This is a genomic window from uncultured Clostridium sp., assembly GCF_937920395.1.
GTDB lineage: Bacteria > Bacillota > Clostridia > Clostridiales > Clostridiaceae > Clostridium_AD.
In genome coordinates, this window is the sequence record NZ_CALEVF010000147.1 from 1 (window position 1) to 14,240 (window position 14,240).

The 14,240-nt window shown below is 28.5% G+C and carries 19 protein-coding genes and 1 riboswitch; of the genes, 3 read left to right on the forward strand and 16 right to left on the reverse strand.

Translation table 11 applies throughout. The features are described from left to right. The 5 genes from Q0649_RS10425 to Q0649_RS10445 all read right to left on the reverse strand — a co-directional run. Positions 1-777, reverse strand: a 777-nt coding sequence (locus Q0649_RS10425; protein WP_298841214.1) for a cache domain-containing protein, incomplete at its 3' end; no start/stop codon positions are given. A 4-nt stretch (positions 778-781) separates the two neighbouring features. After that, on the reverse strand, positions 782-1,549 hold the full coding sequence (locus tag Q0649_RS10430; RefSeq protein ID WP_298841218.1) for a response regulator: 768 nt from the start codon (positions 1,547-1,549) through the stop codon (positions 782-784). 134 nt (positions 1,550-1,683) lie between these two features. Further along, the gene (gene msrA / locus Q0649_RS10435) at positions 1,684-2,808 is read right to left on the reverse strand and encodes a peptide-methionine (S)-S-oxide reductase MsrA (RefSeq protein ID WP_298841223.1); all 1,125 of its coding nucleotides are present in this window, start codon (positions 2,806-2,808) and stop codon (positions 1,684-1,686) included. A gap of 46 nt (positions 2,809-2,854) precedes the next feature. Then, entirely contained in the window at positions 2,855-3,406 is a 552-nt protein-coding gene (locus tag Q0649_RS10440) for a redoxin family protein (RefSeq protein ID WP_298841226.1), read from the reverse strand. Positions 3,407-3,424: 18 nt separating this feature from the next. Next, positions 3,425-4,138, reverse strand: coding sequence for a cytochrome c biogenesis CcdA family protein (locus Q0649_RS10445; protein WP_298841227.1), 714 nt, complete (start codon positions 4,136-4,138; stop codon positions 3,425-3,427). 221 nt (positions 4,139-4,359) lie between these two features. Continuing rightward, a riboswitch (THF riboswitch) is annotated at positions 4,360-4,461 on the forward strand. Positions 4,462-4,528: 67 nt separating this feature from the next. Here Q0649_RS10445 and Q0649_RS10450 point away from each other — a divergent pair. Then, positions 4,529-5,032: a folate family ECF transporter S component gene (locus Q0649_RS10450; protein WP_298841230.1), complete on the forward strand. Its 504-nt coding sequence runs from the start codon at positions 4,529-4,531 to the stop codon at positions 5,030-5,032. A 24-nt stretch (positions 5,033-5,056) separates the two neighbouring features. Here the strand turns inward: Q0649_RS10450 and Q0649_RS10455 are convergent, their stop codons facing one another. From Q0649_RS10455 to Q0649_RS10480, 6 genes are all read right to left on the reverse strand, one after another. After that, positions 5,057-5,662 carry a sensor histidine kinase KdpD gene (locus Q0649_RS10455; protein WP_298841233.1) on the reverse strand — a complete coding sequence of 202 codons (606 nt, stop codon included), beginning with the start codon at positions 5,660-5,662 and terminating at the stop codon, positions 5,057-5,059. Further along, complete coding sequence (locus Q0649_RS10460) at positions 5,659-6,360, reverse strand: response regulator transcription factor (protein WP_298841236.1); 702 nt, start codon at positions 6,358-6,360, stop codon at positions 5,659-5,661. Before Q0649_RS10460 ends, Q0649_RS10455 begins: the two co-directional genes overlap by 4 nt. Before the next feature lie 43 nt (positions 6,361-6,403). Continuing rightward, entirely contained in the window at positions 6,404-6,634 is a 231-nt protein-coding gene (locus Q0649_RS10465) for a hypothetical protein (protein WP_298841239.1), read from the reverse strand. Positions 6,635-6,905: 271 nt separating this feature from the next. Then, a complete protein-coding gene (locus Q0649_RS10470) occupies positions 6,906-7,130 on the reverse strand; it encodes a hypothetical protein (RefSeq protein WP_298841242.1) in 225 nt (74 codons plus the stop codon). A 39-nt stretch (positions 7,131-7,169) separates the two neighbouring features. Then, complete coding sequence (locus Q0649_RS10475; RefSeq protein WP_298841245.1) at positions 7,170-7,361, reverse strand: hypothetical protein; 192 nt, start codon at positions 7,359-7,361, stop codon at positions 7,170-7,172. 140 nt (positions 7,362-7,501) lie between these two features. After that, positions 7,502-7,900: a GNAT family N-acetyltransferase gene (locus Q0649_RS10480; RefSeq protein ID WP_298841248.1), complete on the reverse strand. Its 399-nt coding sequence runs from the start codon at positions 7,898-7,900 to the stop codon at positions 7,502-7,504. Positions 7,901-8,560: 660 nt separating this feature from the next. On the opposite strand from Q0649_RS10480, the gene Q0649_RS10485 reads away from it, so the two are divergent. After that, complete coding sequence (locus tag Q0649_RS10485; protein ID WP_298841250.1) at positions 8,561-8,830, forward strand: CD3324 family protein; 270 nt, start codon at positions 8,561-8,563, stop codon at positions 8,828-8,830. A 152-nt stretch (positions 8,831-8,982) separates the two neighbouring features. Beyond that, positions 8,983-9,639, forward strand: a complete 657-nt coding sequence (locus Q0649_RS10490) for a class I SAM-dependent methyltransferase (RefSeq protein ID WP_298841267.1) — start codon at positions 8,983-8,985, stop codon at positions 9,637-9,639. A gap of 207 nt (positions 9,640-9,846) precedes the next feature. Here Q0649_RS10490 and Q0649_RS10495 read toward each other — a convergent pair whose 3' ends face one another. The 5 genes from Q0649_RS10495 to Q0649_RS10515 all read right to left on the reverse strand — a co-directional run. Then, positions 9,847-10,521 carry an HAD family hydrolase gene (locus tag Q0649_RS10495; RefSeq protein WP_298841253.1) on the reverse strand — a complete coding sequence of 225 codons (675 nt, stop codon included), beginning with the start codon at positions 10,519-10,521 and terminating at the stop codon, positions 9,847-9,849. A gap of 324 nt (positions 10,522-10,845) precedes the next feature. Continuing rightward, the gene (locus Q0649_RS10500) at positions 10,846-11,322 is read right to left on the reverse strand and encodes a DUF2357 domain-containing protein (RefSeq protein WP_298841255.1); all 477 of its coding nucleotides are present in this window, start codon (positions 11,320-11,322) and stop codon (positions 10,846-10,848) included. Further along, positions 11,301-11,600 (reverse strand): DUF2357 domain-containing protein, encoded by a 300-nt coding sequence (locus Q0649_RS10505; RefSeq protein ID WP_298841258.1) that lies wholly within the window; start codon positions 11,598-11,600, stop codon positions 11,301-11,303. Before Q0649_RS10505 ends, Q0649_RS10500 begins: the two co-directional genes overlap by 22 nt. Before the next feature lie 21 nt (positions 11,601-11,621). Then, positions 11,622-12,830, reverse strand: a complete 1,209-nt coding sequence (locus Q0649_RS10510; RefSeq protein WP_298841260.1) for an IS1096 element passenger TnpR family protein — start codon at positions 12,828-12,830, stop codon at positions 11,622-11,624. Between the two features lie 307 nt (positions 12,831-13,137). After that, positions 13,138-14,240 (reverse strand): plasmid pRiA4b ORF-3 family protein (locus Q0649_RS10515; RefSeq protein WP_298841264.1); only part of this gene is annotated, 1,103 nt, incomplete at its 5' end.

Genomic DNA, 14,240 nt, shown 5'->3' on the forward strand with positions numbered 1-14,240 from the left:
CTGAATTACCATTTTCTTTTTTTTATCGTACCCCATTTGCATTTTACTCTGTTTTATTAAATTATCTTGAAGTTTCGGACTCACAAAATAATTTGTATCTTTATGATAAACCACTTCATTACTATCATTTAATATAAAAACATAATCTTTATCCCCTAAATTTAAATCATTTAAAAAGTTATCAACAATTTTATACCTAACATCTATTAATAGCACCCCTAAATTATTACCTTTTATATCTCTTATTTCCTGACTAATTGAAATAACCCAATTATCTTTATCCATTGAAAAATTTTGCATCCTAGCCTTTGTCAAAATGGGCATGTTATTACTATGAATAGCATTAACATACCATTGTTGCTTCATCATATCACTAGACATAGACATATTTAATTTTTTTTCATTAGATATAAGCCTTCCATCTTTACCTACAATAATAATAGATTTTATAGATGAATCACTCTCAATTGTATTATTTAATAAAAAATTTAAATTTCGCGCGGTTTCTACACTTTCTTTTCCTGTTAAATATTTTCTAGTTTCATTATTCTTAACCAAAATATTAGATATCACCTTTAGTTTATCCACATAAAGTTCCACATAACTTCCGCTTTTTTCTACCCCTATTTTTGTAGCATTTAGTTCTTTATTGAGTTCAATATTGAAAAAACTATTATATAAAATAAATCCCATGAGAAAAATAGCTATTAAACTTGCTATAAAATAAAAGCTTGTGATCTGAAATTTTATTTTATTATAAACCTTAGGTTTTTTCATAAATTTACCCTCTTACTTTCTCTTTATATTGATTTGGAGATAAACCGTATTCCTTTTTAAAAGCAGTACTGAAATAGTTGGGATCTTCAAACCCCACAGCCTCTGCTATTTCATAATTTTTCATATCTGTACTAAGTAATATTATTTTCGCCCTTTCCATCCTTTCATTAAATACAAATTCCTGAAAAGGAACACCCATTAGTTTTTTAAAAAGGTTACTAAAATATCCAAAGCTAAGACCCATTTTATCTGCTATTAAAGTTAAAGATAACTGAGGATTATAAATATTATCTTCAATCTCCTTTTGTATTTTCGTCTTGTATCCATTATCATCCTCTAAATTAGACTTATTCTTAAGTCCACTAACAATCGATTTTATCTCCTGCTTATATTTTTCTTCACTTATCTTACTAATTAATTTGGCAAGAACCTGACCTATATCTTTTTTAGATGCAGGTTTTAAGATATAATCATCTACACCCAGTTTTAAAGCCGTTTGAGCATACTCAAAATAATCATACCCAGTAACAATCCCTATTTTTACATCAGGTTTTATGGATTTACAAGCTGCAGCAAATTCCAAGCCATTTATTTTAGGCATATTAATATCTGCCAGAATTAAATCCGGTAATTCTTCCTTAAAAATTTCTAAAGCGACTTTCCCATCAGCAGCTTCTAGTACCTTATATATATTCAGTTCTTTAAAGTTAACAAAAGATAGAATCCCCTTTCTTATAATATACTCATCCTCAACTATTAATAACTTATACATGCTCTCTCCACATCCTACTATTTTAATTATTCATCTTAATTTTAATAATTATACTCTATTTAATTATCGTATGCTTTCGAAAAGATCTTAACTACAAATAAAAGGTTGACCTAAATCAACCCTTTAAAATTTATTCACTTAATTAAGTTTATAAGATCTCCATACCCTGCAGCTTCCATTTTGTCCATTGGTATAAATTTTATAGAAGCACTATTTATGCAATATCTCTTTCCACCTTTATCTTTAGGCCCGTCATCAAATACATGACCTAAATGTATATTTCCACTTCTACTCCTAACCTCTGTTCTTATCATATTATAACTTTTATCCTCTTTAAGTGTAATCACCTCAGGTGCTATAGGTTTAGTAAAACTAGGCCATCCACATCCTGAATCATACTTATCAATCGACGAGAATAGTGGTTCACCTGTTACTACATCTACATATAAGCCGGCTGCAACGTTACTTGCATACTCATTGGTAAATGCTTTTTCAGTATTATTCTCAACTGCCACACTATATTGAACCGCTGTTAATTTCGCTTTTAACTCCTCATTACTAGGTCTAGGATATTTTTTAACATCTATAGTTACCTTATTATCACTAAGCTTTGAGAAATCTATATGACAATATCCATTTGGATTTTTTTCCAAGTAATCTTGATGATACTTTTCTGCTAAAAAGAAGTTCTTTAAAGGTAAATTCTCAGTACTAATCTTAGATGTATATTTCTCTTGCTGCTTTTTAATCACTTTATCAATTACTATCTTATCCTTCTCGTTCTTATAGTATATACCTGAACGGTATTGGTTACCCACATCATTTCCTTGTCTATTTTGAGAAGTTGGATCTATTACCTTAAAAAAATCAGTTAAAAGAGTCTCTAAACTAACCCTATCTGGATCATATAGTACATGTACTGTTTCAGCAAAATTTGTTTTTCCGGAGCTCACCTCTTCATAAGTTGGATTATCTTTATTACCATTAGCATAACCTGAAGTCACATCATATACACCATATATTCTAGCCATATATGCTTCAACTCCCCAAAAACATCCGCCTGCAAGCCATACTTCTTTTAATTTTGATTTATCGTACTTTATATTAGTATTTGGATTTGTAGGTATTTTTGATGTTTTAGTTGCTATATTAGATCCATTATTGCCTTTAGTTTTTACTTTTGATAACACAGGTAGTAAAAACACAACCACTACTATAAAAACTATCCCAACAATTATTCCTAAAAATTTAGTTTTCATAAAATTACCACCTTCCTATATCTAGTGTATAACACGCTACGCTGATTTATTTTACATTCTTAAATTCGGCCTTAATCTGTTCATTGCTATTATGACCTACTAATGTTTTAACCAGTGTTCCATCGCTCCCTATAACTACTGAAGTTGGATACCCTCGAATTTCATACTTATTAGCTATGGTTCCATCCTCATCTAAAAGTACAGTTATATTCTTATAATCTAAACCACTAAACCATTTTTTAAAATCCTCTGAATTTTTCTCTCCCCTGAAACCTGGAGATACTATAGTAATAACTACAAAATCTTTATCAGCTACGGACAATGTATTAATTTCATCTAAGCCTGAGAGGCATATAGGACACCAAGATGCCCAATACTTTATATATACTTTTTTGCCAGCATAATCAGCTAACTTATGATTTACACCTTTAAGATCTTTTAATTCAAAATCAGCTGCTCTTAAGCCTTGATTCGTTACTTTTGCTTCACTATTTGTTTTATTTTCAACATTAGCTTTATTACTTTTAGCACACCCAGCTAAACTTAAAGTTATTAAACTAGCTACCAATAATGTACCTATTATTTTTATATTTATCATTATATTTTTCCTCCTAGTTTATTCAAACAATTTTGTAATCAAATTCAAACTATTATTCATAAGCAATATACCCATTAAAATTATGATTATTCCACCGACAATTTTTATCTTTTCTAAATGTTTATTTAACTTTTTAACATGTCTAAGCAGCACATCTGAGAAAATTGCAATTACTAGAAAAGGAATCATTAAACCTAATGAGTAAATTATCATAAGCCATACTCCATATAATGCCTGCCCCCCTGTTGCTGAAATTCCAAGTACAGCTGCAAGTATAGGTCCTATACATGGAGTCCAGCCAAAACTAAATGAAAATCCTAAAAGGAATATTCCAAGTATTCCATTATCACTCTTTAAAATTAATCTTCTTTCTCTATCTAAACCTTTTAAATGAACTAATCCAGTTTGATGAATACCTAAAATAATAACTATGAGCCCACAAAATGTTATAAACAATTTACTATTGATTAAAGTTCCAAGAGAGCCTGCACCAAATCCTAATATTATAAAGCTTGTAGATATTCCACCAACGAATACTAATGTTTTTGCTATAACAATAATATTTATACTTAGCCTACCTAATTTTTTAATATATTTATCTTTATTCTTATTATTTTGATTTCCTGCAAAAATTGAAATATAAACTGGAAGTAAAGGTACTAAGCACGGTGAAAAGAAAGAAAAGATTCCAGCTACAAAAACCGTACTCATGAATATTTGATTAGTTAACATTCCACCACCACCTTTATTTTCGTTATGTTTATAATACTATTATAATAATATATAAAGTTTTAATACATAGAATATGATAATGTAATCATTTAATTATTCTATATTATTAAGATGTGTTCCTGAATGGCTAAATAAATCAAATTCATTATTATAAAAAATTAGAAAAAAATTGATTTTCATATAAAAAACATATAGAATGATACTGTATTCAAAATGCAAAGTGCAGAGTAGGAAATTGTGCGTTAAGTGCCAGATGGACGGGAAGTTGCCACTGGACGAAAAATCAGAAATGATTTGCGGTATAATTTTTGCATTCCGCTGTCACAATAAAGAGCACCATTCTCTTTATGTGGCTATTTGTCATATATAAAAAAGGAAGAGGTGCTTTATTTGAAAAACACACGGATTTTTATTTTTATGGGATTGCTAATTTCAATACAAATTGTTTTAACACGATTTTTTTCTATACAGACCCCAATTGTTAGAATAGGTTTTGGTTTCATACCACTAGTTATAGCTTCAGTTATGTTTGGTCCAGTTTTAGGAGGTATAACCGCAGCATTTTCAGACATACTTGGGATGATGTTATTCCCAAGCGGAGTTTATTTCCCAGGATTTACTCTTAGTGCATTATTGTCTGGCATAATTTATGGAATATTACTTTATAAAAAGCCAAAAACTATGTTTAGAATAATTATAGCTGTATCTATTATCATAATATTTGTTGATTTAGGATTAAACACTTATTGGCTTTCTATTATTACAGGTAAGGGAGTTGTGGCTCTTTTCATTCCACGTTTAATAAAAAGTATAATTATGTTGCCTATACAGAGTTTATTAATTTATAGTTTCCTTAAGTTCCTACCACAAAATGAATTACCATGTTCTACTTAGTTTAAAATTAAATATTCTTATATATTAAATCTGTAATATTCTATAAATAGCTTTTTCATCTGCCTCTATAAATATATCGTCATTTGGAAGTTTTAATGCTAGCTCAATGCCTTTAGTTTCAAAATCTTTTAAGAAAGATAATACACATTGTCTAATTATTTCTGCAACATTTAACCTTTTAGGGTTTAGTGTAATATCCTCTGAATCAAACTTTGCTAAGCTAAAAAATTCTTCAATTAAACCTCTTAAGACTTCTCCTTTTATATTGATCACTTCTAAATACTCCAAACGTTCCTTGTGACGTAAGCTGTCATCATTTTTAAGCATTTCAATATATCCAAGCATTGAAGTAAGAGGTGTTCTAAAGTCATGAGATATATTAGAAATCATTTTCTTCCTATCCTCTTCATATTGCTTATTCTGTGATACTATTTTCTGAAATTCATCAAGGAGCCTATTCAAATTAATGATTAAATTCTTAACTATCTTATTATTATCATGAATCCTAATTCTTTCATTAAAATTACCTTTGATGACCTTCTCTATATTACTAGAAATACTATGTATTTTTATATTTTGAAATACTATTATTAAAATTAGTATTATAATTATTGCTATCATATATATCATTTCAACTTACCTAACCTATACCCTATTCCCCAAACAGTCTCTATATATTTAGGTTCATTAGGATTGTCCTCTATTTTGTTTCTAACCCTTCTTATATGAACCATCACAGTATTATCATCACCCATATATTCTTCTCCCCAGGCAGCAGCAAATATTTGAGCTTTCGTGAATACTCTATTTTGATTTTCAAAAAGTAGCTTTATTATCTCATATTCTTTTGGCCTAAGATTAATAGTTTCTCCTCTTTTAGTAACTGTATAGTTATCTAAATCAAATTTTATTTCTCCATACTCTATTACCTTATCTACCGTATCTTTACTAGGATTATAGTACATATATCTTCTAAGTTGAGCCTTTACTCTAGCAATAAGCTCAGCTATTGAAAATGGTTTTACTAAGTAATCATCTGCACCTAACCCTAATCCTATGATTCTATCACTTTCCTGCGCTTTTGCAGATACCATTAATATAGGAACCATGCTTTTCATACGTATTCTTCTCATAACCTCTATTCCATCAATATTCGGGAGCATAATATCGAGTATAATTAGCTTAAATTCATCACTTTCCCAAGCATCTAGAGCTTCTTGTCCATCAAAAACATTGAAAACATCATAGCCATCCTTTATTAATGACTTCTTTATCATATTATTTATAGCTTCATCATCTTCTACTAATAATATTTTAACATCTTCCATGACCAACCACCTCATTAGATTTAATTAATTGCTGTAAAATCTGTTAATTTTCTTTTTTAGTCGTCTCCTTAAAAATAAATCTACTTAAAACAAAATAAACAATTAAAGATATTACAATCCATAACCCTAAGCTTATTAATAGCTTGATATCGAATCCATCAACAAATGGACTATAACCTGCCATTCCAAGAATTGAGTCAATAGGTTGTGTAATAAAACTAGTAAATAGATAGGTTAAAATTATTATTATTGTATTTCTTTTGTCATTGCTCAATTGAGTCATCTCCTTTTTCCTCTTTACTTCACAATACTATATTGTTCCGTCATAATATATAAATAATTATACCATAATTTACATAAATTATTTATGCTTATAATTCTTATAAAATCGGAGCATATCACACTTGATTTACATTAGATGATCAATACTTAATACCACGAGTAAACCCATATCTAATGATATGAGTTTACTCGTGTCAATATAAAAGAAGATCGTGATACATTTATAGTTTAGTCATTAATGGTTTTTAGTTAGTAATCTACCGCTATTTATTATTATTTTTGCTTTTGTTCCATACATCTATAACCTTTGAAACAATTAATTGAATAATAACAAAGATAATCATTAATATTGCAAAACGTAATACAGTAGCTAATGAAAATATGCCTCCTTTAAGTCCTAAATAATCATTCACAGCAACACCTATAATAAATGTAACGAACCAACTTATAAAAACAACCCAAGAATTATTTTTTTTAATCTGTCTCATATATTCCCCCCCATAAAAAAACCTTGTAATTAACTACTTTTACTTTGAATTATTTTTTTTATTATATTTTTTTTCAGATTTATACGAAAGATGCCATTGTATAAAATTCAAAATTAAAAGAAAAGCCCATAAACACACGACAGTATTAAATTTTCCATAATGTATCCAAGTGAATAGCAGAACTAGAATATTAATAATTGTTAGAGTCCACTTTGTCTTATTCATTTTCATTTTACTTTTCCTCCTTTAAAACAGAATTAATCTTGATTATAAGCTCTAAAATAGTTATTTGCATTTATTTATATAAATTCATCTAACACCTACAACACATATGTTTAAGATTAGAATGTTACGTACTAAAACTTATAAATTTATAAGCGATAAAAACGATTATCTTCATTATATGTAAATCCAAATTTTTTATAAAAATTATGAAGATCGCTTTTTGCTATTAGTCCAACAAATGATTCCTCTGAGCAATTCATTCTGATGTATCCCATTATTTTTTCCATAATTCTAATACCAATTTTATGTTTTTGAAATTTTGGTGATACAATTATATCGTGAACATAAAAAACTGTTGCTCCATCTCCTACAACTCTTCCGAATCCAATAAGAGTTCCTTCACATTCAACGCATAAACAATAACACGAATTGCTTATTCCTTTTCTGGTAGCGTCTATATCTAATGAACCCCAACCAACTTGTTTCCTTAATTCAATATATTGTTTTGTATCTGGTAATTTCTCACTGATTACAACATTCTCCATAACTCTTCCTCCAAGGTAATCCGTAATTTTTTACTGTTCCGTTATATTGAAAAAATATTATGAATTAATACTCTTCTTTTAAAATTGCCATAATAATCTTATCATGGAATTCTCCATTTTTGTAAAATACTTGTCTCAAACCCTTTCTTTAATTTGCTAATTTTCCATCTAAATTATTTGCGTCACACTAGTCTATAAATTCCTAATATCGCATAAATAATTATACCATAATTTACATAAATTATTTATAATTACAGTTCTTATAAAATTGGAGCATATCACTTTATTAGTCATTCTATTCTCCCCTTTTTATAAGTAAAAATAAATTAGGTAGCACTTTCATAGTAATAATACTAAACAAAATATTATGAGAAATTCATATATCTCTCTTTAGTATAAAGAAGTATAAAGATTAAACAAATTTATATTAAACTATGTTAAATATTTGAGATTTACAGTTATAATGTATATACTTAAATAAGTATACAATGGTAAAATATAATTAAATAAAAATTATATATATGTGAAAGGGGTAGTGTTATATATGAAAAAATATGTTATTTGTGCATAGCAAAGGCTATTGCATAATATATAATAGTTAGATTTATGAAATAGACTTTGCTCAATCCTAAAAAAAACTTTATATTTAGGAGGAGCATAATGAGCTATATTAAAGCAACTGATATATTACCACAAAAACTTTTAGAAGTAATTCAAACTTATTTAGATGGTGAATATTTATATATTCCCAGAAAAGAAAGTAATAAAAAGAATTGGGGAGAAAGTACAAAAATCAAAGAAGAACTTACACTTAGAAATGCAAATATTTATAAAGAATATAAAAGTGATGTTTGTATAAAAATTCTTGCTTTGAAATACTATTTATCAGAAAAGAGTATACAAAGAATTATTTTAGAAACGAGAAAGTAATGTTAGCGATTAAATATGCCATAACGCAATTTTGCGTTATGGCACATTTTCATTTCAGAACTATTCTTAAGGTTGTTGTTTCATTAGCAGTAATAGTATACTTTTATTATAGTATTTAGAGAGGTTGTGTAATTTATATGAAAGATGATAAAATCAAATTAGAAGAAATGAGTAGTTTTTTTAATAATCGTGCTGATGGATATGAAGAACATATGATGAATAATGTAGATGGAGCGGATAAATATTATATTGAAACTGCGAAATTAATACCAAAAATTAATGGGTTAAAACTACTTGATTTGGGGTGTGGAACTGGTTTAGAATTAGATGAAATTTTTAAGATAAATCCAACAGTTATGGTTACCGGAGTCGATTTAGCTAAAGATATGATGGAAAAAATAAAACAAAAACACAGTGATAAATTAAGCCAACTTAATCTTATTGTCGATAGTTATTTCAGTTATGATATGGGTGAGTTCGTATTTGATGTTGCTTTGTCTGTAGAAACACTTCATCATTTCACTCACAAAGAAAAGACTAAATTATATAAGAAAATTTTCAAAAGTTTAAAACCAAATGGTTTCTATATTGAAACTGATTATATAGCTCCAAACCAAGATTATGAAGATTTTCATTTTAATGAGAATAAGAGAATTCGTTCTGAGTTAGGAATAACTGATGGCTTTTATCACTATGATACGCCATGTACTGTGAAAAACCAAATTCAAATGCTTTATAACGTAGGTTTTAAATCAGTAAAAAAAATCTGGCAACATGAAAATACAGTTATTTTATTGGCAATAAAATAATATAAATAAGTGATAAAACCAAATAACCCTCAGCAAGGTTAAAATACCAACGAACAAACTATTTCTAAAATTAAGTCAATGTTTAAGATAGTAACACTGTTGCAATAGCAATACTAGTACATCCTTAACATATTAAACCCCATATCTAATAATGATATGGGGTTATTTGTATCAGCATAGTATGAAAATTATGTATCTATGTTAAGGTTATAAAATATTTTTCAGACTCTCTAAACTATAAATCATTTTTATTTTATCAACGGACACTGGTTCACGTTTCCTATTTAACCAAATACCTTTCAATCCTATCTCATTACATGAAACAATATCTGTATATAAGTCATCACCAATATAATAACATTCTTGTGGATGCTTATTAACTCGATTACATGCTATAGTAAATAATTTTATATTCGGTTTTGCAATACCAACTTCGCCTGCAGTAATAACATCAGTAAAATATTGTTTAATACCCATTTTTTCTAACTTTAGTAACTGTTGCACTAAATCGCCGTTACTTATAATCCCCAGTTTGTATTTTGATAATTGTCGTAAACAAGGTATTACATCGTCAAATGGCATCCAACTATTTTCATAATTAATTAAATATCTCTTAAACGTAGTCATAGCTTCTTCGTCAGATAATTTAATGTTTGAATAGTTGAATAATTCCTTTATTCTTTCAATACGGTGCTGAGCAAATGTTAATTCACCTTTCAAGTATTTGTCAAAATATTTATCAGATATTTGACACCAAAGGTTATAGAAGCTTTTTTCTTCAACTTTAAAATCATTTTTATATTCTATATAAAAAGCTTTAACCCCAAGAAATTCAGAGCGTTTATGGTCTAATAATGTTCCATCTATATCGAAAAAAATCATCCGTTACCTCCCTCATAATACTTAAAACTATTCTTAAAATAAGCTATCATAATACACAATATTCTATGATGTCGTCTTAATTAACAGTAATTATAGCATGTTTAATATGTATAATCTTGTTTTATTTGTAATAACACAGTAATATATTTAGGCTTACAATTTAAAGTCTAGTTCCTGTTTGAATTGGGAATATATTATCAACTTCTTCTATAGATTCTAAGTTAATTCTTAAATATATATCATCCTCTTTAGCAGCTCTTGCTTTAATCTCAGCACAATCTTTTCTCTTATATTCTAAGCATTCTTTTATCTTTCCATAATATCTTAATCCACCCTCAAATTCCTAATATTAAGCACAGTATCCGGTCTTTGATTAGTTGCCCGCGACGAATATGACTTGTTATACCATAACTCTAACCTATTCTTTTTATTAGAATAAATCATCTTAGCCTGTGAGTCCTGGGATAACGTTAAATAGAACCCATTATCCTTATACTTTAATATTTCATATTCCTCTACCGTGTAACCTAAATCACTGAGAATATGATGTATTTTCATATAGCACCACATCTCATATAATAAATATAGTTTTTTAGGAGTCATTTGATAAAGTCCATCGCCTAAAGCAAGTCCCTTGCTTAGCATAATATACTTTTTATAAACTTCTCTATAACCTGGAGCCATTTGAAAAACTAAACTCATAGTCTTTTTACCTGTAAGATTGCTAACATTACTAAATCCATTTTTCAGATATTTATTTAATATAGATATCTTGTTTTTTAAAAACTTATGTAATTCCACTTTATCATCAGTATTGTCACCATTGTTGCAATATAATTTTTATCTTTTCCTTTAATAAATCCATTTTGATTTTCTACAAGCACTCCTGAATGTTTTCTAAGATAAGCAATTGTATTACGGGAAGGTACTCTTGATTTTTCTACTCTTCTTATAGATTCTATAGTTTCTACATTGTGCTTAGAATTTGCTATAATTCTTTTTATAGCTCCTTCTAAATCATCAAATATACATCTCAAAATACTAATAAATTCTGCATTGGTTTGATGATTAGTATCCACCTTCTTCTAGGGTATATATGCCTACCACTCATCATAATCAGGATATTGCTGTGGTCGTTCTCCTTTACTTTCAATTATTCTTGGATTACATTCTTCATTTTCTCCATTTTTCATCTCATAAACTTCTATATTAAACTTCCATACATCACCATAATCAAATATATATAAGAAATTCTGTTTTTCAATTAAGTCCAACTCTCCAATTTTCACTTCATCTGAACAAGGCCCTTCATCACCAATCGGACATTTAAATTCATATTTTGACCATGGTTTTCCATCCATAAAGAATGAATACATATGGTCATCATCAAATTCAAATGCCTGTTGAATTAAAATATGTAAATCATGTAAGGTCTCACGTGCAGATAATTGTATTTTTGACCAAGTTCCCTTACGTAAGGATACCTTAAATGTATATACCCCATCGTTAAACTTAATTTTCCTTCTAGGCAGTGTTCTTTCTAATTCTATATCTTGAAATATAGCCTTGAATGGAACAAAAAATTCTTCTTCAAACACTATATTCCACTCACCATATTCTTTTCTGTGGTTTATATTCCAATCTGTTAAGCTTCTTTTTTTATCTAATATTTTTATTATCTTTTCTCCAACTGGCGTTAGTATAACTTCCTTCACAAAGAAGCCCTTTGCTATCTTATATCTTAATTTGAATTCTACATCCTCAATAACATCCATAACTCCAAAATAGGAAAAATATAATAATAGGGTACTTATATCTCTTGTAAAATCATCTATGTAAATAGTTTTTTTTGCTTTTTCCCCATGAAATGCTTCCATTTTTATAACAGCTTTAGATACATTTAAATTACAAAAGGATTGAAACTCTAGTCTTTCAAAATCACAATCTACCCACAATATCTCTAATAAAAAAATATATTTTTCAAGTTCATTTAACTGTTTGAACAATACAACTCTTTCCGTAGGTTTTAGTACTAATTTGCTACCCTTTACTGTTAATTCCACAAATAATTTGCTTTCTACTACCAAACTGTAAAATAAATGAATCATATGATATGATAATTGATTACTTTTGGGTGTAACTCCCATTTGTTTAACGCTCATTATTTCATTCATTTCAAACAAAAATTTAGTCGATATATACTTAGTAGCTTTTCCTAGTGTTACATCTCTTTTGGATAAATACTCAACAAACTTATCAAAATCTGATAAGAAATTCTTTATCTTTTCGTTGCTTTTAAATTTCATCATGTTTTAATTCTCACACCTTCACCATGTATTCTCTTCCATATTCATTACAAAATACCATAGAAGTTAATTTACATTATTTTATCTTGTTCTATTGTTTTATCTTACTTTTTATTTTTGCTATTTCTTCCTCACTTAACTTAGAGTACTTCTTAATTTTCACAATACTTTCACCATCTAGCAACATTTCTTTTACCATTTCTTCTCTAGCATTGATATCACCTTTTTCTATGCCTTTTTCTATACCTCTTTGTTCTTTAGCTGAAACAACCCATAGATGACAACTATGAGGTACCTCCTTGCTATTTATCTACCTTCGCAAGCTATATTTTAACTGTCTATTTACAGAAACCAAATCAAAGTCCTTATACCTTTGTCCCTGAGCCCAGTTCCGCATGTTTTCATATTCAGCTTGATTAGGATCCACCATGATTTTTAGGAATTCCTTGTATCCAGACACGCCTCCAACATCTTCTGGTGGTGCATTACCCTCACCCATTAAGCAGATTGGATAGTTTTTGTTATACTCTGTGTTAATGTCCTGTATAGTAATTTCATGCTCCCAGTTATCACCAAAGTCATAACAATAAACTATTCGATACTTTTGATTAATATAATCTGAAAGATTAACCTGCAAATCTAAGAGTATTTGGCATTCATCCATCGATTCATAATCCTCTTCAGATTCACTAATAATATTTAAGACACAATTACCTGACTCATCAAAAATATTGAATTGGTACAGATGATAGTTTTTCCAATCAAAAGCGATTTGAATTATTTTATGAAGCTGATTAAATGTAATATCTGTAGGAGCGATAACCCTTCTCCATATGATTTCGGGATATAATTTAAGCTTAACCATTAACTCAACTGCCTCACATCTAAAAATTTCCTCATTAGCAAATATTTTTAGATCATTAGTTAAAAATTCATATGGATTTCTGTAATTAGATTCCTTGCTAATCTTTATCAAATCTTCATTCATTATTCTAGTTGCTAAAGTTTGAAAAAGTACACTTATATCTAAATCATCTTCAAATACCTTTATCCGCTCACAAGCTTTGTTGAGTCGTGCCACATATTTGGGACCTCTTGTCTTAGAATAAACTAACTCTCCCGCACTTTTTAAATACCTCTCTATTATTTCTTCCTTTATTTTTTCATCTCTTAAACAATTTTTAATTCCAAGAATGAGTAGCTCATTTAAATTTTTAAAGTTCTTTGCTTTCATACCATAAAGAACAAATCCAAATCGATTACTATCGTTTACCATTACAATTGTCTTTCTTCGATTCACAGTAATCAAATGTACGCTCCAACAGAATAAATTTTCCTCTCCTACTTCATTTTGAAGTACAAGTCCCATCTCATCTTGCAGTTTCTTTGTACAACATATTTGCATTTTATCCC